This window comes from Nitrosospira sp. NpAV, assembly GCF_000832065.1.
Classification (GTDB): Bacteria; Pseudomonadota; Gammaproteobacteria; order Burkholderiales; family Nitrosomonadaceae; genus Nitrosospira.
This window is the reverse complement of record NZ_JXQM01000008.1, coordinates 113,113-131,853: the sequence shown is the minus strand read 5'-3', so window position 1 is coordinate 131,853 and position 18,741 is coordinate 113,113. Positions and strand designations below refer to the sequence as shown.

Here is an 18,741-nt window from a genome sequence, read left to right as displayed (position 1 = left end):
ATTTTATCGCCCTGCCCGATGGCGGAAGCGATCGTACCGCTCTCGCGGCATACGGTTTGCCAGATACAGCGGCGCCACCTCTTCCATCGCGGTGGGCCGGATGCCCCAGACTTCCGCGAGATTATTGTGACCGGAATCGCATACACTATCCACTTTCATCGAATAATAATTGTCCCGGGTCATGAGCTTGCCGGGCAGAGACTCCATCATCAGTGCCTGCAGATAAGAGAGGCCGTCACCAAGACCGATAATGGCCGGCTTATGTCCGGTTACATGCGCCGCGTATTCTACCAATTGCCGCAGGGTGTAGCATTGGGGGCCGCATAGATCGTAACTCTGACCGAAAGTGTCAGGATTTTCCAGGCTGGCGGCGAATGCGTGCGCCACATTTTCGACAAATACCGGCTGGAATTTCGCATCGGGCGACGCCAGCGGCAATATCGGCAGCCGCCGGGCCAGCCTGGCAAATAGACTAATAGAAGAATCCCCGGGTCCGAAGATGACCGATGGCCTGAAAGTGGTGGTCGTCAAACTGGACGCCATCACGATCTGTTCGCCTTCTCCCTTGGTGCGCAAATACTCGCTGGGGCGGTCGGTACCTGCTTTAAGCGCACTCATATGCAATAGCCGCGCTATTCCGTTACGGGTACACGCAGCCACGATTTTACGCGGTAATTCCACATGCGCAGTTTTGAAGTCGCCATGCAGAATACCCACCAGATTGATGACCGCATCCATTCCCACGAGCAGGCGATCAAGTGCCGCGTCATCATGGACATTGGTTTCCACGACATCCACCGTCGGCAGCACCAGCAGTTCTTTAGCGCGTTCGCGGTGGCGAGTCGGGATACGGAGGTTGATTTCCTGTGTCGTCAGTACGTTGGCGATATGCTTGCCGACAAATCCGCTGCCGCCAATAATGCATACGTTATTGATTTTCATCTGGCTTATCTTCCTCTTCGGAAACATCCGCGCCGTTTTTCGACGGGACGATGCCAAGCCGTTGCCTCAGTGTCCTCATCTGATGACCGAATGTGCTCGCATAATACATGGAATTGCTCATCACCTTTTTTACATAATCCCGGGTTTCACTGAAGGGAATGGTTTCGGCGTAGATGGCGCCTTCCAGCGGTTTCTCATCGCGCCATTGCCGTGCCCGTCCCGGACCGGCATTGTAAGCCGCAGAAGCCATCAGCGACTGGTTATCGAACAACGTCAGAACGTGCTTGAGATAGTATGTGCCCAACATCAGATTGGTATTCACTTCGGTCACAAGCGTTTTATGGTATTTCTGCATTCCCATTTTTTTTGCTACCCATTTTGCGGTAGCCGGCATCAATTGCATCAGGCCCATTGCGCCGGCGCTGGATCTGGCATCGCTGATGAAGCGGCTTTCCTGGCGGATAAGACCGTATACCCAGGCTTCGTCAAGCTCTTGTTGCTTCAGGACATCGCGCATAACCTCGCGATGAGGGGCAAGGAAGCGCAGGCTGAAATCATGCTGTAGACGGGTTCTATCAGCGGTATGTATGGCACGATCGTAGAGCCCGTTACGCCGTGCGACTTCAGCGGCGGCAAGCAGCTGCCGGTCGTCGAAATCGCGGATCGCCCAAGCCCACTCGCGGATAGCCTCGGTACGCAGGTTCAGGCGATACAAAGCCAACGACCGTTGAATTCCCGGTGACCGCTCGATTACGGCGATTTCCTCCCTTGTGGCTTTATAGGGTTCGGCCAGCGCACTCATCACGACACCCAATTCTTCTTCGGCCAATTGGCCGTAAAAATTGTGCTCGGTACTTAATGGAGCAAGAATAGCATTCGCTTCCACTGTCTTGCCCTGCGCTTTCAGGGCTCGCGCTTTCCAGTAACGCCATACTCCCATCTCTTGTTCCGCGGCCGACATGGCTTCGATGGTCTCCAGTACCAGCCCCCAGTTCCCAATCCGCAACGCCGCCCGCGCCTTCCAGCCAAGTTGTGCATCCGATAGCGGAAGCGGTGTGCTTCCAATATTGGCAGCTTCCCTGAACCAGTCCAATGCATGCGGATTAAGTCTGCGCGCTGCCTGATCCGCTAATTGCACCATGAAGTACGCACGGTCCGCTTCGGTGAATTGACCGCGTATCCTGCCCCAATAAGTGTAAGCCTGATCAGGGCCGCTACGCAGCAGGCGTAGCATCGCAAAAAGGGCAATCTCCCGGTCGGCCCGCGTCTTTATTTGGTTCCGGTGTTTCTCCAGATACCGCAGGGGATTGTCCGTGGCCGCGGTTAACTTTCGTTCATTAAGTGCCTGATTAACCGGGAGATACTGGTTGATTCGTTTCGCCACGCTCACATTACCCATTTCCAGCGCCAGACGCAGCCGTGTCCACACGTCTTCCATTGTCAATGTGCCTGCGCTGATAAGTATGTCGAATACCGGCGTGCAGCTTTCCGGTAGATCGCGTCCGTTGAACCATAGCGGGCGCGCGGCATTGTAGGCGCTGTCATCGTTTACGCTAAGGCGTTGCTGCAGGGAATAGCAGGTGAGTTCGGTGTCGCCGTTGATCAGCTCCAGATACCCTTCGGCGAATAACTTCCACTGCTGTGTCTTGCCCAAGGCTTTCAGCCAATCACCTTGCAAGCGGTCGCCCAGCGGACTATCCTGATAGCGGTCAAGAAACTTTTTTATGGTGTCCGCACTCACAATCGTATTTTCCAACTGTGGACGGAGCTGATAGTACGCTGCGTAGGGTTCCAGCACATACCCCTGCAACCGCTGGGCATAAAAGGCCACGCGGGCGGAGTCTCCTACCTGGAACGCCTGCCTCATGGCCATGAAATCATCGTCCTGGCTGGCCGCCAGGCTACCTGCGCAAATCGCAACGGAGAAGCCTACTAATCCCGCTAACCCGGCTGATCCCGCAAAAAACTTTTTCATAACCTGCTATACATAATAAATATCCGGAATGAAAAATCGAACGGACAGCGGTTGGTTTTTTTTGACTGCTGACCATCCTTTAACTTTGATATCTCATTTAAAGAATAGCACATCATGCCGTATATCAGCCTAAACCCCGCGACCAATAAAACCTTGAAAACTTATACCAGCTGGGACAGCCATCATCTCGCGTCAATTCTGGAGCAGGCATACAACGCTCAGCAACTTTCGGCACACACAACATTTGCCGAACGCGCGGAGCATATGAATCGCGCTGCCATGCTGCTACACCAGAGGGCTGACGAATATGCCGGACTAATGGCTGTAGAAATGGGAAAGCCCCTGCGCGAAGGTCGCGCAGAAGTCGAAAAATGTGCGCTTGCGTGTGATTATTATGCGGTCCATGCCGAACATTTCATGCAAGCCGAAATGGTTCGAACCGATGCCGGAAAGAGCTATGTTTCCTATGATCCGTTGGGTGTCGTCCTGGGTGTAATGCCTTGGAATTTTCCGTTCTTTCAGGTTATCCGCTTTGCGGCGCCCGCACTGATGGCGGGTAACGCGTGCGTCCTGAAACATGCTTCCAACGTGCCGCAATGCGCGTTAGTGCTGGAGCAATTGTTTCGCGATGCAGGATTCGCTCCGCATCTTATTACCACGCTCATGATCGAGGCTGCCGATGTGGGTGAGGCCATCGCCAGTCATTACGTTCATGCGGTGACGCTCACCGGCTCGGAGACCGCCGGGCGTAAAGTTGCCGCGCACGCGGGGCAGCATTTGAAGAAATGTGTATTAGAACTAGGCGGCTCGGATGCGTTCATTATATTGAAAGATGCCGATCTGGAACAGGCCGCCAATATCGCGGTGAAGTCGAGGTTTCAGAACTGTGGCCAATCGTGCATTGCAGCCAAACGCATTATTCCCGTTGCGGAAATCGCCGACGAATTTTTATCGCTGTTCATTAAGAAAACGGCGGAGTTGAAAGTGGGTGATCCGCTGGACGAAGCAACACAAATGGGCCCAATGGCGCGGCTTGATTTGCGGGAGGCGTTGCATGAACAGGTAACCGATTCGATCGCGCAAGGTGCACAAGCAATTCTCGGATGCGAGCCGATATCGGGAGATGGAGCATTCTACCCGCCATCGATACTTGACGGAGTAACGGCGAAAACCCGGGCGTATCACGAAGAATTATTCGGGCCGGTCGCCGCCGTGATACGCGCAACGGATGAAGAAGAGGCTGTTCAAATTGCCAACGATACCCGTTTCGGTCTTGGTTCCAGCGTCTGGAGCCGTGATACCGGACAAGCGGAGAAAGTCGCGCGGCAAATTCAGGCGGGTTGCACTTTTATCAATGGCATGGTTCGATCTGATCCCCGCCTGCCCTTTGGCGGTACCAAGGCTTCCGGTTTTGGCAGGGAGCTGTCGTACCATGGCATTCGCGAATTTGCTAATATCAAAACAGTCTGGATACGATAAAGCTTCAGTGGAGCCGCCCACCTGCTCCAGTGTGCGGAGGACGGCATCGTGGCTTTTTGTCAGATCCGAGAATTTCTGAATAAGTTTTCGGGTTGCGAGGCACCCACGAAGGTCGGTGGTACAAACTGAATTCACTGCCTCATTCATCCAGTGCCATTATTCATGCTGTTTACGATAATTTTAAGGCCGCATCCAGTGAAATATCCGGGCTAGACGACTCCCTGACCAATCATCGCGTCGGCCACTTTTACGAAGCCAGCCACATTGGCGCCATCCACATAACTGATGCTGCCGTCTTTGCGTTGACCGTATTTAAGGCAGGATCTGTGGATGGCCTGCATGATCTCGAGCAACCGGGCATCCACCTCCTCGCGAGGCCAGGAAAGGCGCATGGCGTTCTGACTCATTTCCAGACCGGACGTCGCCACCCCGCCGGCGTTACTGGCCTTACCGGGGGCAAATAGCACTTTGCTGTGCTCGAAGCGTTTTACGGCCTCCGCCGTGGAAGGCATGTTGGCGCCCTCGGCGACACAGATCACACCATTCTTGATCAGATTAGCCGCATCCTCCTCGTTCAACTCATTCTGGGTGGCGCATGGCAGGGCCACATCGACCGGTACATGCCACGGACGCACGCCGGGGATAAAAGTGGCTTTCGTGCATTCGGCGTAGCTGCTGATTCGGGCGTAGCGATGATTTTTACATTCCATCAACTCATTCAGTTTTTCAGTGGTGAATCCTTCTTCATCAACCACCGTGCCGCTGGAATCGGATACGGTTATTACCTTGGCCCCGAGCGCCATTGCTTTTTCCACGGCATATTGTGCGACATTCCCCGAGCCCGAGACGGAAACCCGTAAGCCGTCGAGCGAGCGGCCGGATTGCTTGAGCATTTCTTCGGCAAAATATACGGTACCGTAACCTGTTGCTTCCGGGCGTATCAGGGATCCGCCGAAACTCAGACCCTTGCCAGTGAAAACGGAATCGGCGCGGTTGGACAGCTTTTTCATCATGCCCGCCATGAAACCCACTTCCCGCCCCCCAACCCCAATATCGCCGGCTGGCACATCCGTGTCGGAGCCGATATGGCGAAACAATTCAGTCATATAAGCCTGACAGAAACGCATGATCTCTCCCGGACTGCGGCCTTTGGGGTCGAAATTCGCGCCGCCCTTGCCACCACCCATCGGCAGCGTGGTCAGCGCGTTCTTGAACGTTTGTTCGAATGCCAGAAATTTGAGGATGGAAAGATTTACTGAAGGATGAAAGCGCGTGCCCCCCTTGTAAGGGCCGATGGAAGAACTGTGCTGTATTCTATAACCGCGGTTGACATTCACCTCTCCGTGATCATCCACCCAGGCGACCCGGAAAATGATTATTCGCTCCGGCTCTATAAGGCGATCCAGAAGGCCGTGTTCGGCATAACGGGGGTGCTCGGTGATAAAAGGCCACAGGCTTTCCATGACCTCGGCAACCGCTTGCAGATATTCGGGCTGACCTGGATTATGGTCGGCTATATAGGCGCAGAATTCCTGAAAGCTTTGGTATTTCATTTTGACTCTCCCCTTATCCCTTTATACAAAATACAAAACCATTCTATCAAAATGCATACTTCGCCAAACTACTTTCTGAATCGCATTGCATTACCCGCCTGCATCAACCCGGCTCGTCATCTTTTTTATCGTCATCTTTTTTCCGCGGCCTCGTCCACCAGACGATGAGAATCAGTAGCGATAACGCTACGCCCGCTTCCAGCAGTAGTATCCACATAGGGTCTGGCATGATGTATATTTGTCAAATGCAACTTTAACCAAAATTCAATGAAAAACCAATTAAGTTTTCTCGCCGTCGCTTGGTTGCTATTGCTCAATGCCTGTACGACCGTGCCCAAAAGCCCTGCTGTCGTTCCGGAAAAACCGGCGGCATCCACAGTTCCGCCAGTTGCGCCCGTCCCTGTGGCCGTGCTCAAGCCGGCGGATTGGGACGCGCTGACGGGTTGGACCGATGACGATATTCTACCCGCATGGGATGCATTCCTTCAAAGCTGCGCCGTCCTCAAAAATCAGCCGCTATGGCAGGAAACCTGTCTTCAGGCCGCTACCATGCGGGGACAGGATAGCGCCGCCCTACGGCAATTCTTCGAGAGCCGTTTCGTTCCGCATCAAGTCTTGAATTCCGACGGTAGCGGTGATGGCTTAATCACCGGCTACTATGAACCCTTGTTGAAAGGTAGCCGTAAACAGTCGAAGCGTTACCGCTTTCCACTTTATACCACGCCCGATGAGCTTCTCGTGATCGATTTAGGCGAGATTTATCCCGAACTCAAGAGTATGCGGCTGCGCGGACGTGTGCAAGGACGCAAAGTGGTGCCGTATTACAGCCGTTCTGAAATAGAAAGAAACCCGGCATCGCTGCAGGGGAAAGAACTTTTATGGGTGGATGACGCGATTGATTTATTTTTCCTGCAGATCCAGGGATCGGGTCGGGTGGCGCTTGAAAATGGAGAGATCGTGCGTGTCGGGTATTCGGAGCAAAATGGCCATCCCTATAGATCCGTTGGACGGTTGCTGGTGGAGCGTGGGGAGTTGCCGCTGGAAAAGGCCTCCATGCAGGGAATCAAGACATGGGGTCAGAAAAATCCGGGCAGATTGAATGAGTTGTTGCAGCAGAATTCGAGCTTTGTTTTTTTTCGGGAACTGCCCGCCGGGGTGCCAGGGCCTCTCGGTTCGCTCGGTGTGCCCCTGACCGCAGGCAGAAGTCTCGCTATCGACCCCCGCGCGGTACCGCAGGGGGCGCCAGTGTTTCTTGCCACGACTTGGCCGAATACCGATAAGAGGCTTCATCGGCTAATGGTGGCGCAGGATACCGGCGGCGCCATCAAGGGAAGCGTACGTGCCGATTTCTTCTGGGGCTTTGGTCCAGAGGCCGGGGACCAGGCGGGGAAGATGAGGCAGAGCGGCAGGATGTGGGTATTAATGCCCGCCGGTTATGAACCGCAAGCCCAGGCCCGTTAGAATGCGTTGACCTCTCCACCGGGTTGCCGCCAAACCCGTATGCTTGTTATTTTGCGGCTGCTCCCCCGCCTAATTTCTTTTCTATGGCCTCGGTGGTTATCATTCCCGGTATAACCGAGCCGTCGGCAAAAATCAACGTCGGGGTACCATTTATCCCATTTTTCCGGCCAACCTGAAGAAGCGTGTCGATGGGCGTTTCACAGTTCTTTCCGGTCGGAGCGGTACCTTTCAGCATGAAGTCATCCCACGCCTTGAGCCGGTCAGTAGAACACCATATCGCCGTGGCGGTGGGTAACGAACCGTTAAGTACCGGATAAAGCAGCGTGTAAATGGTCACATCGGTAACCTTGATCAGTTCCTTCTCCAGACGCTTGCAATAAGGGCAATTTGGATCGGAAAAAACTACCAGCTTGCGCTTACCATTGCCCTTGACCGCCTTAATCGCATGCTCAAGCGGGAGGGAATCGATGCTTATCCGCCGGGCATCCTTTATTTCCTGCAGGCGTTCGCTGGTCAGACTCTGCCGGGTTTGGGGATCAACCACATGACCGAGGAAGAAGTAGGCCGCTTTTTCGTCGGTATAGAGTAACTCGCCTCCGACCACAACCTCATATAATCCGAGATAAGGGGTTTTTTTCACACTTTCAATCTTCTCGCCGGGGAAATGTGCCATGAGCGCCTTTTTTACGGCGGTTTCATCGGCAAAAGCCGAACCCGATAGTAGACATAGCAATAAGGCGGGGAAAATGAGATTCAAACGCATAAAGTGGGTTACTCCGGTTCAGGTAGATATTACGGCGTTTGGCCGTGCATTCGTCAGATTCTGCAATTTGCCGGTTCAGCTTCAACCCGATAATTCACTAGGCAACTCTCTGTCGGCCTGCGCGAGTATACTGGCCGTCGGCTTGGGCCATTTCGCTGCTTGACCGGCGTTCATAGGCTAGGCTAATGCACTCCCAGCGGCAAAGCTGTGTCGCCATCTGCTGCGCCTTCATCTCGCGTCAACTCAACGCATGCTGCATCAATCGGTCTTTCAGCAGGGGTAGCCGGTTGGTGATTTCCAGTCCCAAGTTACGCCAGCGAACCAGCGTCGGGTTAGTGTTGTTGAATAATCTCTGCAGACCATCGGTGGCAAGTTCCATTGCGAGGATGTCTTCCTTGCGTGCACGCTCGTAGCGGCGCAGCAACAAATAATCGCCACAATCTGGTTCCAGTCCGCGCGCAATCATCGTCGCGGCCAGTTCGCGCGCATCACGCAATCCCAGATTAACACCTTGTCCCGCTAGGGGATGTATGCCGTGGGCGGCATCACCGATGAGAGCGAGCCGCGGTTGCACCAGTTTCTTCACGTGCACGAAATTCAGCGGAAAAGCGGCAGGCCGTGTAATAAGCCGCAGTTCACCTAGCGCGCGGCAAGAGGCCTGGGTAACCTGCTGGCACAATTCCGTTTCGGATAAATCGAGCAACGCGCGAGCCCGTTCTTCATTTGCCGACCATACCATGGATACCCGCGTCTCCGGTAATGGCAGCAGCGCCAGCACGCCATCCCGCCGGAACCATTGGTGGGCAACATTGCGATGGCTTTGTTCCGCGTTGAAATTGGCCACCACCCCAATTTGTTGATAGGAATGCCGCACGACCCCGATTTCTGCTTGTTCCCGTACCCAGGAATTCAGGCCGTCCGCGCCAACAATCAATGCCGCTTGCAGCACATTGCCGTCCGCCAGATGTAAATCGGCGTGAGACTCGTTCCAGGTTATCGAAGCGCATTCCGCAGGGCAGAAGATCTTGACGTGTTTTTTCTGGCGTTTGAGCGCATTCCACACCGCAGTCTGGAGCTGGCGATTCTCCACGATGAAAGCCAACTCCGTCAATCCGATATCATAGGCGCTGAAATCAAGACGTGCGGCGCTATCATCACCGAATACCGCCATTTTATAAACCGGCGTAATCCGGTCTTCCTTGAGCGCTTGCCACACGCCAAAGGCTTGCAGAAATTTGGCGCTCCCAGGACTTATTGCATAAACTCTGCTGTCCCAGCTATCGTCAACGGGAAGAGGCGTCGGTGGACGCGACTCCACCAGTGCAATTTTGAGACCGCTATCCGTGAGCGCAAGTGCCAGGCTTGCCCCAACCAGTCCGCCGCCAACAATCACGACATCGAAATTCATGAGGACATTATAAGCCGCTTTAAGCCGCTGGGCCAAGGTATGCAACTTCCCGGAATTTGAACGGATAAGTAATACAGGTTCTTTCATGGGGTTAAATCCGGAGACACGCTGGAATCAGTCATTTAGAACCTTTCCGGCTTTCCTCAAGCCTTATGTAAGCCTCATGCAAGCCCTTGTAAATCTTGACAGAGCGTGTCTCTGAAGGCACAATGCCATCCCCTTGGGCGCTTACAATGTGGCGAATTAGCTCAGTGGTTAGAGCAGCGGAATCATAATCCGTTGGTCCCCAGTTCGAATCTGGGATTCGCTACCAATAGATCAAGGGATTAGTCTATTGACTGATCCCTTTTTTAGTTTTTGGGGTTTTGGGGTAACGCAGGGATAACTTTCCGGATAAATTATACCCCCCTCTTGTATATTAATTTTTCCGTCGAAATTGTTAGTGGCCTTCTAATGACTGGCGGACTCAGCTATAACCAAACTCAGACTTACCAGGGCTGTTTGATAACTTCATAGACTTCGACTAACGCTTATTTTCAAGCAACTTCATTGTTTTGGGCTCCACCCGTTCAGGATCGAAACACAAAACATCTCCAGAGGGATCATATACCACCCCATCAACTTGACGATTCACTAAGCCTTCGTGAATTAGTAACTCGACCGCTGAAAAATACTCGCTGTTGCTACAGCACAGTGATGTTGAGATGAGCTTGTGTAGGCCCGGCTTCCAAGGTTGTGGAGGTAACAGATCTTTGACTTTCAAAGCGAAGTCCATGTCTACTCTAGCTTTAATGGTTCGAATAGATTTTTTGAATTTATCGGCCTCAGTTGCTCCATAGCCAAAATCCTGCGATGCCTGGACTCGCTCGATTCCATTTATGCCGAAATGCGATCCCCCGGCTACACACAACGCGACAATATTTCCTTTTTTTGACCAAATATTTCTACCGATGTTTTTCTCACCAAAGTTGTGAATGTATTTCCAGCTTTCCAGTAACTCCTTTTCGAAAGCGCTCTCAGTATCCAAGGCTATGAGATGTTCATGCAGAAAATCAAATCGTCCAAGAAGCCTTGAAATAGTGAAAAAACAAATAATATGCCGCCACCCCTTAAGAAACCCTTCAGTTATCTTTTTAGTAGGCCGCAGTTTTTCAAGCAGTTCGTCAGTCTTTTTTAATACGGTGGCGATTTTTGGCCACACATCAATAGGCGCAGTATCTGAAAAGACGAGTTTATACGCTTCTTGCGAACGCATAAATTTTGATTTCAGTACAGCCGCTTTGTGGGGTTGCTTGAGAAGCAAACTCACATAACCAGAGGCGAGATAAAGAGGTGTGATGACCTCGCGTGATGTATGCCCAAGATTTGTATAGTGATTCTTTCTTCTCTCGTAGAACAGTCCTTTTCGTAAGAGGATGTCTTCGATGTCCCGCTGTATTTTGTCAGTAGCATGAAGCGAAGCAAGCTCGACATCCGTTTGATTATTCGTTGCACGGATAATGGCGTCTCGCACAGTCTCCTCTCGTGAAACAATTATCTTTACCAAGACAGACCGATCTTCTGGATCACTTCCTCCTTGGGTAAAATGCCGAAAGATTGATTCGGTTGTTTGAAGCCCGTTGACGATTTGAATATCTTCGATTTGAATAGATTTTCCAACAACGCTTGCAGAGGTAGCTAGGATAGTGATTCCATTATTAAGCCACCAAAAATCTGGAGAATTTATATCATGCAGTGTTGCCTTTATGTCTTCGTTGACTCGATTTAAGCCCATGAAATCTCGTACGTTTGATTCGAAGAGATACCTTCTGAGTCTGCCTTCCTCCGATGTGAACAAATAGTAATCTGCTAGTCTAGCCAAGAGAACATATCTTTCACCTCTTGAGAGCACCTCAATAAAAGGTAGCTCCAGAGAATAGTTTCGCATTCTTCGATGAAGCTCAACCAGTTCCTTGCTCCCGAGAAACGTAAATTGCGGAACGCATGTACTAAAACAGTCCGATGCTATGCTTTTTATTTGTTCAGCTCTTGATCGTACTTCATCGCCAATCTCTGAAGTGTTCCCGCGAGACGCATAGCAAAAATCCGCTGTAAATTTGCTCATTCTTGGGGAGAGCTTTCTATAAGCCAACCTAAGATTATTCCTAAGTTTGATTACGGATTCAGAATATCCCCCTTTCAGCTCGTTATTGTCGACTTCGAAGTCGAGTAATTCCGTCAAGCTTGCAACAAGTTTGTCTAGCGTTGACTGCTTGAATGTATCGTGATGCTTGCAAGTGATAATAGAAACATGAAGCTCTGATCCAGTGCGGGGCCACATGAACGATTCTGGATACTGTAATAGATGCCCGTTAACGAATATAAAGAAGCCATCAATGCCCCCATCCTTATGCCCATCGATCCATCCCGATTCGGTTTCATCTTGAGAAAGATCATAGTCCTTTAATATCTGCTGGAAGGCGAGATATTCAAATGCCTCGTCGCGTTTGTCCGACGGAACTTGCAATTCAACCCTATCGTCAATGATCGCATCCAGCAAGATTTTGTCATTTTTTGCCAACGTATTTCTCCGGCGCACAGAAACATTAGAAAAGAATTTAGTTATGGCAAATAAATTGAAATTCTAGCGTACAAAGTATATGTTCGTGCCTATTTGTTTACAGCGCCTATCAATTCAGCCTTTGTTATCTAAGCTGTTCTCAGGTGGCTTTCGGAATCATAATCCGTTGGTCCCCAGTTCGAATCTGGGATTCGCTACCAAAATCAAGGGTCAGCTTACAGGCTGATCCTTTTTTCTTTTCCGGGATGACGCTGGGGGGCAAATCTTGAAGCGTCGGGAATATTTCGCCCGGTTCTGCTGTAGTTGCTAGGCGGGATGGGAGATAGAGATAGGCCAGACGAGGGTTGGCTTTCTGGTAATTTCAAAAAACTAGCCCCTGTTTGATTGATTGCCAAGAAAACAATGGGGAAAATAAAATTGGACGATAATAATCAATTCAAAAATTAGAACCTAGGCAATCAAAATATCACGGGTTTTTTTCTCTTCTATTAAGGGTTGTTTTTAAAAAACCATTCAGAAATTTTGCATCAAAACTTTTCAGAAGATTGATTGTTCGATCTTTAATATTTGGGCCAGAATTATATTTCTTAATCTGTTCCTCTAGATGATCCGCAATTTCATTTTCGCCAATCTCCCTTAAGCGTTTTATAGGCTCTCCAACATATTCTACTTCGTGGGGATGCCTAACTATTAGGCCACGAAGCAAGTCTGGGGATATGGATTTGTCTGAAAAAGTCTTGGCGTCATTTAATAGGCCGTGCGAAAGTAATTCAACTTTTGTTCTGGTGCATTTTGAACATTTGCCACAATTGATTTCACCCGTTGGTATGTTGTTCATCATATAGCAAACCCGAAGGGTCTCTAAAGATTCAGGTTTTTGGGCTAGAAAAGAATATCTTTCCAGCCTCGAATAGGCATCCATGGTCGAATTAATAACCAACCCCGAACTGGATACATAATTATTTAGCCATGGATGAGAGCCCCACTCATCGGCAAAATCGGCCCGAGAATCCAGTGCCAACTGGCAATGGCTGAATTTTCCACTTAGAGCATGGGCGATGCCGCTTAAGAGCGCACCAAAATGCCTCTCTTCATAGAAGCGCCAATCCGGCTCAATGTTTCGGGCGTTTGTATAAACGGGAATTAATTCGCATCCATTCCTTTCTAAAAAAGAAACCAATTTATTTTTGCCTTCTTCAAAAATATCCTTTCTTTCCATCTTGTTGGGATCGCCAACATCCAGGCCATAAACAAATATCGCATGCCGTATTCGCCTCGGGTCTTTTAATGTGTACAAGGAGATGTTTCTGCAATAGCTGGATAGCGAGTCAACGCCCCCCGACATAAAGCCTGCCGTGCCGTGGGGGGCTAAATCCAAGATGCGATTGTTTTTGTATTCAATAATGGGGAGTGTATTTTTGTCTTTCCACCAGCGTTTCTGAAGCAGCATTGCTGATTTGATATTGCTAATGAGTTCTGGGCATGCAGCTCCCTCAACCGATATTCGTTTCTCACCGTGAAGAAGTGCTGCCGGAAAGCACGCTAAAATGAAAGGTTCATAAAATGCACGCAAATAGTTTTTGTGCTGAATGCCCACTTCAAAGTAAATATCTTGCTCGGACTTTTCCAGTGCTTCGTGGGAAACAGTTGCGCTGAGTCGCGCAGTATTCTCGTTCTCAGAAATGGCTAGTTTACTAATGCGCAAAATTTTTCCTCTATTCGCTCTATTTGATTTGAAAACATTGGTGATCAGGCACTGCAATGAACATACACGACATGTGCATGCCTAGGCTGGCAAACTGGCATCGCAAACCCGGAATTCAAATTTGATTCCCAGATTGCGGGACGCCACACCCATCGCATATTTCCCCGCCCGCAGTCAGCGGCTTCATTGCTGTCGCGCAAGACCCGCCATGGATGTCGCGTCCCCTTGCAAAAACTTTCCCGCATCCGTGCGCTATTATTTCACACAGATACCGCTGCAGTCGGCACCACCCCGGGTGGGATCGCAATTATCTGAAGGATCATCCACGCAAGTCTTGCCGGCGGGACAGGGAAACCCGGCTATTCCGCCACACATTTGTTTAGGTTCCTTATCGCCGTACGCAGGGCTTCCTTTGGGCGGATAATCGACACGCTTCCCGCCGCCCGGTTTCGTGGACTCGGTTGACCCCACCTTAACCGTCTCAGGAACTTGCTTGGGCTGTACCGTTTCGACGTCGATGGACTCCACGTCTCCATCCGTGTGCCGGGCCGTATATACCCCGACAACATCCAAAGGCACAGGACTTTTTATAACCAGAAATCCTTCCAGGAACGCGAAATCCACACAAACTCCGTCGATCGGGCAAAAGTAGCCGGCGACGTCGAAGCAGCTTACGCCCACCGCTCCATCCGGTTGGAGAACGGCTTCCTTGAATGGCGTAACGCCAAAGGGACCTGGTTCCGAGCCAAACGGGGTGGCAAGCGCTACTTTGGCGGCAACAGTGATTTGCTTGTTGGTGGGGTTGTGTATATTGACAGTCGTGCGGTAGGTGCCCCTCGCCAAAGTTCCATCCTGGTGTGGCAACAATAGCGAACAGACGACTTTTGCAGCATATTGATACTCGGTTTTGATTGTCTTCGTAGGCTTCACCGTCTCTGCCCGAGAGGATGGAATAAGTTCGATAGAGCTTAGGCCTCCCCATAGAACCGCCAAAACGGACAAGACTCCGATCACGTGTAGCTGTTTCATGATAGTCACCTCCTATTGGTTGAGCATGGTGCAGATTGAGCCGGGTAATTACTGTTTGGAAGCTAAACCGCATGAACAAGAAAAATGAGCATCACTTAAACCCGCTATCTGCACTTATTCATAGCAGTGTTCCTTTTATAGTCAAGCCGATTTCTCGAGTTGTTCAAGAACGAAACGGTGCGTTGGTACTACTCAACGGATGAAAGAGGAAGGATTCCTGCCGAAACTGACGAGTGCGCAGAGCAGGGATAAAAAATAAAAAATAACTGTTCTGCGCATCTGTTTTGCGCATGATGCGTTGTTGCCTATGGAGCCATGTCGATCGCTTCTAAGGCGGCTCGCTGATGGATGTTTCGATGGCGGTATAGTCACGTTTGGGCGCGCGCCCAGCGAGCGCAGCAGCACGAGTTGGAGTTATGGCTAGCCCCATCATGGGTCTCTGAAAGATGAGTTTGCAAAGGTCTGCCATGCGGATAAACTGGACACGAAGCGGGATCGTCTTCAATGTCGTTGCATTTGCCTTGGCAGCTTGCCAGCCCCGCAGCCGATGATTTTCGCCAGGAGGAGCCTCACGATGACCATCACCATTACCGCCTTTGAACGGTCGCCCGATGGCGGCAAGGGGCTGGCGCGTGATACGCGCGTGCGCTGGGCGCTTGAAGAAGTGGGCCAGCCTTACGAGGTTCGCCTTGTTTCGTTCCGTGCGATGAAGGAACCCGCGCATCTGGCGCTTCATCCTTTCGGCCAGATTCCGACTTATGAGGAAGGCGATCTCGCCCTGTTCGAGACCGGGGCGATCGTGTTTCACATCGCAGAGCGCCATGCGGGCCTGCTTCCGGTCGATGCCAATGCCCGGGCGCGCGCGATCACCTGGATGTTTGCCGCGGTCAATACGATAGAGCCGCCGATCCTTGAACTCGGAACCGCAAAGTTGCTTGAGGGCGACAAGCCTTGGAATAAGGCACGCTTGCCTTTAGTCGAGGAGCGCATCAGAAATCGGCTGGCCCAGCTTTCCACTCGTCTGGGTGATGCCGACTGGCTCGATGGTGCGTTCAGCGCGGGCGACCTGATGATGGTGTCGGTGCTGCTCAGGTTGAAGTCATCGGGCATTCTGGACGAATATCCGAACCTGGCCGCCTATGTCGCCCGCGGCGAATCTCGGCCCTCCTACAAGCGGGCTTTCGACGCTCAATTGGCAGTTTACACCGGCAAGCCACCGACCGGTTGACTGAGGTCCTGGGCTCGAAATCGTCATCCGAATTCTTTCGTTCAGTTTATGACGTCCTGACTCTAGCTCAACAGTATTGGCTGCTGGCCAGAGGTACATCGGAGCGGGCATTGCAGATATTAATGCAAGCGAAGATGTACGTGGGATAGCGAACAGAATCGAGTGGTGTCTCCGCGTATATTTATTCCTTCGCAATTTCGCTGTGTCCGGAGCGGTGTCATTGTTGTTGGTAGCAGAAAAAAAATCGGGAGTATCCGCGGATCCCCAGATTATCTCTATTTGACTAGCCATTCGTGATGAGGAGACCGCCGTGTCCATATTGCATAGCGCAAAACAGAATCAGATCATTTCAGCTTTACCTGTCCATGAATACACCCGCATATTGCCATTTCTTGAATTGATGGATTTATCGGTAGGGGAAGTCATATACGAACCTAATATTACAATTAGCTATGTTTATTTTCCCACGAGCTGCATTGTTGCCCGGATATATCAACTTGAATCCGGTCTCTGGAGGCAGGTTTCCATGATTGGCAAGGAAGGCGTAACCGGAACGTCTCTCTTGTTGGGTTGCGATAGTACTCCTGCTACGGTCATAGTACAAAGCCCGGGTTATGCTTATCGTATTAAAGCGAACATTCTGAAGAAGGAGCTCAAGCCGGGAGGGACCTTGCAGCGGCTGCTGTTGAGTTTTACCCAGGCTTTGCTCCTTCAAACAGAACAGTCCGCGGTTGACCACCGTCAAACTATCATGAACCAATTGTGCCGGTTCTTATTGATGACCGAAGACCGGTCATCGGGCAGTTCATTTCCCATGACACATGAATTGGTGGGTAATATGTTAGGAGTGCGCCGCGAGAGCGTGACGACAGCCGCGCTAACGCTACAAGCGGAGGGGGCAATTACATATAGACGCGGGCATATAACGGTGGTAAATCGGGAACTGATGGAAGACCGCGTGAGCGAGGCTTACGCAGGACTTAAAAAAGAATACCATCGTTTGTTGTCGAACAAGCCTGAGACAGAAGACCGTTATGTAGCCAATGTCATTCCAATCAATAAAAACCCGAAGCCCATCTACGGGAACGAAAGCGGATAATGGAAGGAATTTATGGGGTGCATGAAAATCAGAACCCGCCAGGGTTGCCTCTGCCACCATAGCTTGCGGTTATGCCAAATAATGATTCCGGCAACTCTATTCCACTACCCATATTGGGATTCTATACAGAAGAACTCGTGATTTCATATGTTTGCTTCCGTATAGAGGTTTTTAATTTTACAACGTACCATGCGCTCATCTCTGGTTCTTAATTCCAATAAATTGGGATAAGAATCCAAAATAGTCGATAGAAATCACCTAACGCATTTCAAGTTTTTGGAGAAAATATTAGATATTTGTCATAAGGAGGTTTGTAGCTTCAAACAATGATCCAAAGTAATGAACAAAAGCAGGGTAGCCCCGGCGCTCATGACCCGGATAATCATATGAGCGGAATAACTTCATCCTTCAAGTTAAGCTTAACGTCCAATCCTCGAAAATATTAGTTCTTTCTGACTAGTCTTATTGACAATAATTCTCATTTACATAAAATGCAAATTCGTATCGCGTAGTTTCCTCGCTCATTCAAGTCACCTGCTTAGGTGACTGAAACAGACGAGTAAATCGCTATATCGGTTTCCCGCCAGCGGTCGGATATTCTCATCTGACCCGCCAGCTGCCCATGAAGTCTTTTGAAAGAGAGACTTCAGAATCATCCAGCCAGCCAATCCTCACGATTTAAGCCAGCTCAATAAAAGACGCAAGTGCGCGCTCGGTTATGTACCGCATCGATATGTTGCAGGTATGTGCCGGGTTACGCAACGAGCGTAGGCATATTTAATTCATTCATACTTGGAGGGTTTTAACGTGAAATTGAAAACGATAAGTTTAATTGCCGGTCTGCTGCTTGCGGGCCCGGCCCTTGCCGATATCGCCAACGGGCCTGATCCTTATGCTGCGGGTTTTGGTTTCGACAAGCCTGATGACGCCACTGCTGCATGGGGCGGTTGGACACGCGGCGACACGGGCACTGCGTATGCGGAGTGGGACAATTTTCTGGGCGGTACGCCCGGTACGCCATATTCCACGGTTTATGGCTCATCTGGCGTGAGCAGCAGCACATTCACCTGGAATGTCGGCACCTTTGCCGCAAGCTCGGGGAATCTGTACAGCTTCTCCGGTACCGAGATATTTGATCTCGATATCACTCCTTCTGTCGCGTTCAGCGGCCCCGTTACCGTGGCGTTGCAGTTCGAGACCTGGGGCACCGCAATGGATTACAGCACCATTCAGCTGAATGGTGTAGCGCCAACCAGCGGTGCCATAACTTATACCGACCCAGCGTTTTCCAGCTCCATGGGTCCGGTCGAGCTGAATCAATATCTCGCGGTGTGGACACTGGATACAGCGCCCACTAATTTCCACATCGATCTGCAAAGCACCGGCCCACACCAGAGCTTCGCGCAGGTTGCCGTGGATATCGCCGCTCCCATACCGGAGCCCGGCGAATGGGCCATGCTGCTAGCCGGACTTGGCTTGATGGGCACCATTGTTCGGCGACGGAATACCCCGAAAAGCGCCTAAGGCATAGCAAAGAGT

14 protein-coding genes and 1 tRNA gene are annotated in these 18,741 nt (G+C 50.9%); 6 read left to right on the top strand and 9 right to left on the bottom strand.

Features of this window, described 5'->3' with window-relative positions; translation table 11 throughout:
• Positions 1 to 3: 3 nt before the first annotated feature.
• Positions 4 to 942: a complex I NDUFA9 subunit family protein gene (locus tag SQ11_RS06435; protein ID WP_041513327.1), complete on the bottom strand. Its 939-nt coding sequence runs from the start codon at positions 940 to 942 to the stop codon at positions 4 to 6.
• The gene (locus SQ11_RS06430; protein ID WP_041513326.1) at positions 929 to 2,917 is read right to left on the bottom strand and encodes a lytic transglycosylase domain-containing protein; all 1,989 of its coding nucleotides are present in this window, start codon (positions 2,915 to 2,917) and stop codon (positions 929 to 931) included. Before SQ11_RS06430 ends, SQ11_RS06435 begins: the two co-directional genes overlap by 14 nt.
• Before the next feature lie 114 nt (positions 2,918 to 3,031).
• Here SQ11_RS06430 and SQ11_RS06425 point away from each other — a divergent pair, with 114 nt between their 5' ends.
• Positions 3,032 to 4,396, top strand: coding sequence for an NAD-dependent succinate-semialdehyde dehydrogenase (locus tag SQ11_RS06425; protein ID WP_041513325.1), 1,365 nt, complete (start codon positions 3,032 to 3,034; stop codon positions 4,394 to 4,396).
• Between the two features lie 209 nt (positions 4,397 to 4,605).
• Here SQ11_RS06425 and gdhA read toward each other — a convergent pair whose 3' ends face one another.
• Complete coding sequence (gene gdhA / locus SQ11_RS06420; protein WP_041513324.1) at positions 4,606 to 5,949, bottom strand: NADP-specific glutamate dehydrogenase; 1,344 nt, start codon at positions 5,947 to 5,949, stop codon at positions 4,606 to 4,608.
• 103 nt (positions 5,950 to 6,052) lie between these two features.
• Positions 6,053 to 6,178 (bottom strand): hypothetical protein, encoded by a 126-nt coding sequence (locus tag SQ11_RS18095; protein ID WP_269746028.1) that lies wholly within the window; start codon positions 6,176 to 6,178, stop codon positions 6,053 to 6,055.
• A 38-nt stretch (positions 6,179 to 6,216) separates the two neighbouring features.
• On the opposite strand from SQ11_RS18095, the gene SQ11_RS06415 reads away from it, so the two are divergent.
• Positions 6,217 to 7,410, top strand: a complete 1,194-nt coding sequence (locus SQ11_RS06415; RefSeq protein WP_041513323.1) for a murein transglycosylase A — start codon at positions 6,217 to 6,219, stop codon at positions 7,408 to 7,410.
• 46 nt (positions 7,411 to 7,456) lie between these two features.
• Here SQ11_RS06415 and SQ11_RS06410 read toward each other — a convergent pair whose 3' ends face one another.
• Positions 7,457 to 8,173 carry a DsbC family protein gene (locus SQ11_RS06410; protein WP_041513322.1) on the bottom strand — a complete coding sequence of 239 codons (717 nt, stop codon included), beginning with the start codon at positions 8,171 to 8,173 and terminating at the stop codon, positions 7,457 to 7,459.
• A 238-nt stretch (positions 8,174 to 8,411) separates the two neighbouring features.
• Entirely contained in the window at positions 8,412 to 9,581 is a 1,170-nt protein-coding gene (locus SQ11_RS06405) for a UbiH/UbiF family hydroxylase (RefSeq protein WP_041513468.1), read from the bottom strand.
• Positions 9,582 to 9,818: 237 nt separating this feature from the next.
• Between SQ11_RS06405 and SQ11_RS06400 the strand changes: the two genes are divergently transcribed.
• Positions 9,819 to 9,894: transfer RNA gene (locus SQ11_RS06400), tRNA-Met, on the top strand.
• Positions 9,895 to 10,104: 210 nt separating this feature from the next.
• Here SQ11_RS06400 and SQ11_RS06395 read toward each other — a convergent pair.
• From SQ11_RS06395 to SQ11_RS06385, 3 genes are all read right to left on the bottom strand, one after another.
• Positions 10,105 to 12,141, bottom strand: coding sequence for an AIPR family protein (locus SQ11_RS06395; protein WP_041513321.1), 2,037 nt, complete (start codon positions 12,139 to 12,141; stop codon positions 10,105 to 10,107).
• Positions 12,142 to 12,607: 466 nt separating this feature from the next.
• Positions 12,608 to 13,846 carry a hypothetical protein gene (locus SQ11_RS06390; RefSeq protein WP_041513320.1) on the bottom strand — a complete coding sequence of 413 codons (1,239 nt, stop codon included), beginning with the start codon at positions 13,844 to 13,846 and terminating at the stop codon, positions 12,608 to 12,610.
• A gap of 255 nt (positions 13,847 to 14,101) precedes the next feature.
• The gene (locus SQ11_RS06385; RefSeq protein ID WP_041513319.1) at positions 14,102 to 14,875 is read right to left on the bottom strand and encodes a hypothetical protein; all 774 of its coding nucleotides are present in this window, start codon (positions 14,873 to 14,875) and stop codon (positions 14,102 to 14,104) included.
• Positions 14,876 to 15,449: 574 nt separating this feature from the next.
• Here SQ11_RS06385 and SQ11_RS06380 point away from each other — a divergent pair.
• From SQ11_RS06380 to SQ11_RS06370, 3 genes are all read left to right on the top strand, one after another.
• Complete coding sequence (locus SQ11_RS06380) at positions 15,450 to 16,103, top strand: glutathione S-transferase family protein (protein WP_041513318.1); 654 nt, start codon at positions 15,450 to 15,452, stop codon at positions 16,101 to 16,103.
• A 310-nt stretch (positions 16,104 to 16,413) separates the two neighbouring features.
• A complete protein-coding gene (locus SQ11_RS06375; RefSeq protein ID WP_084226755.1) occupies positions 16,414 to 17,202 on the top strand; it encodes a Crp/Fnr family transcriptional regulator in 789 nt (262 codons plus the stop codon).
• 807 nt (positions 17,203 to 18,009) lie between these two features.
• Positions 18,010 to 18,726, top strand: coding sequence for a PEP-CTERM sorting domain-containing protein (locus tag SQ11_RS06370; protein ID WP_052494032.1), 717 nt, complete (start codon positions 18,010 to 18,012; stop codon positions 18,724 to 18,726).
• Positions 18,727 to 18,741 lie beyond the last annotated feature (15 nt).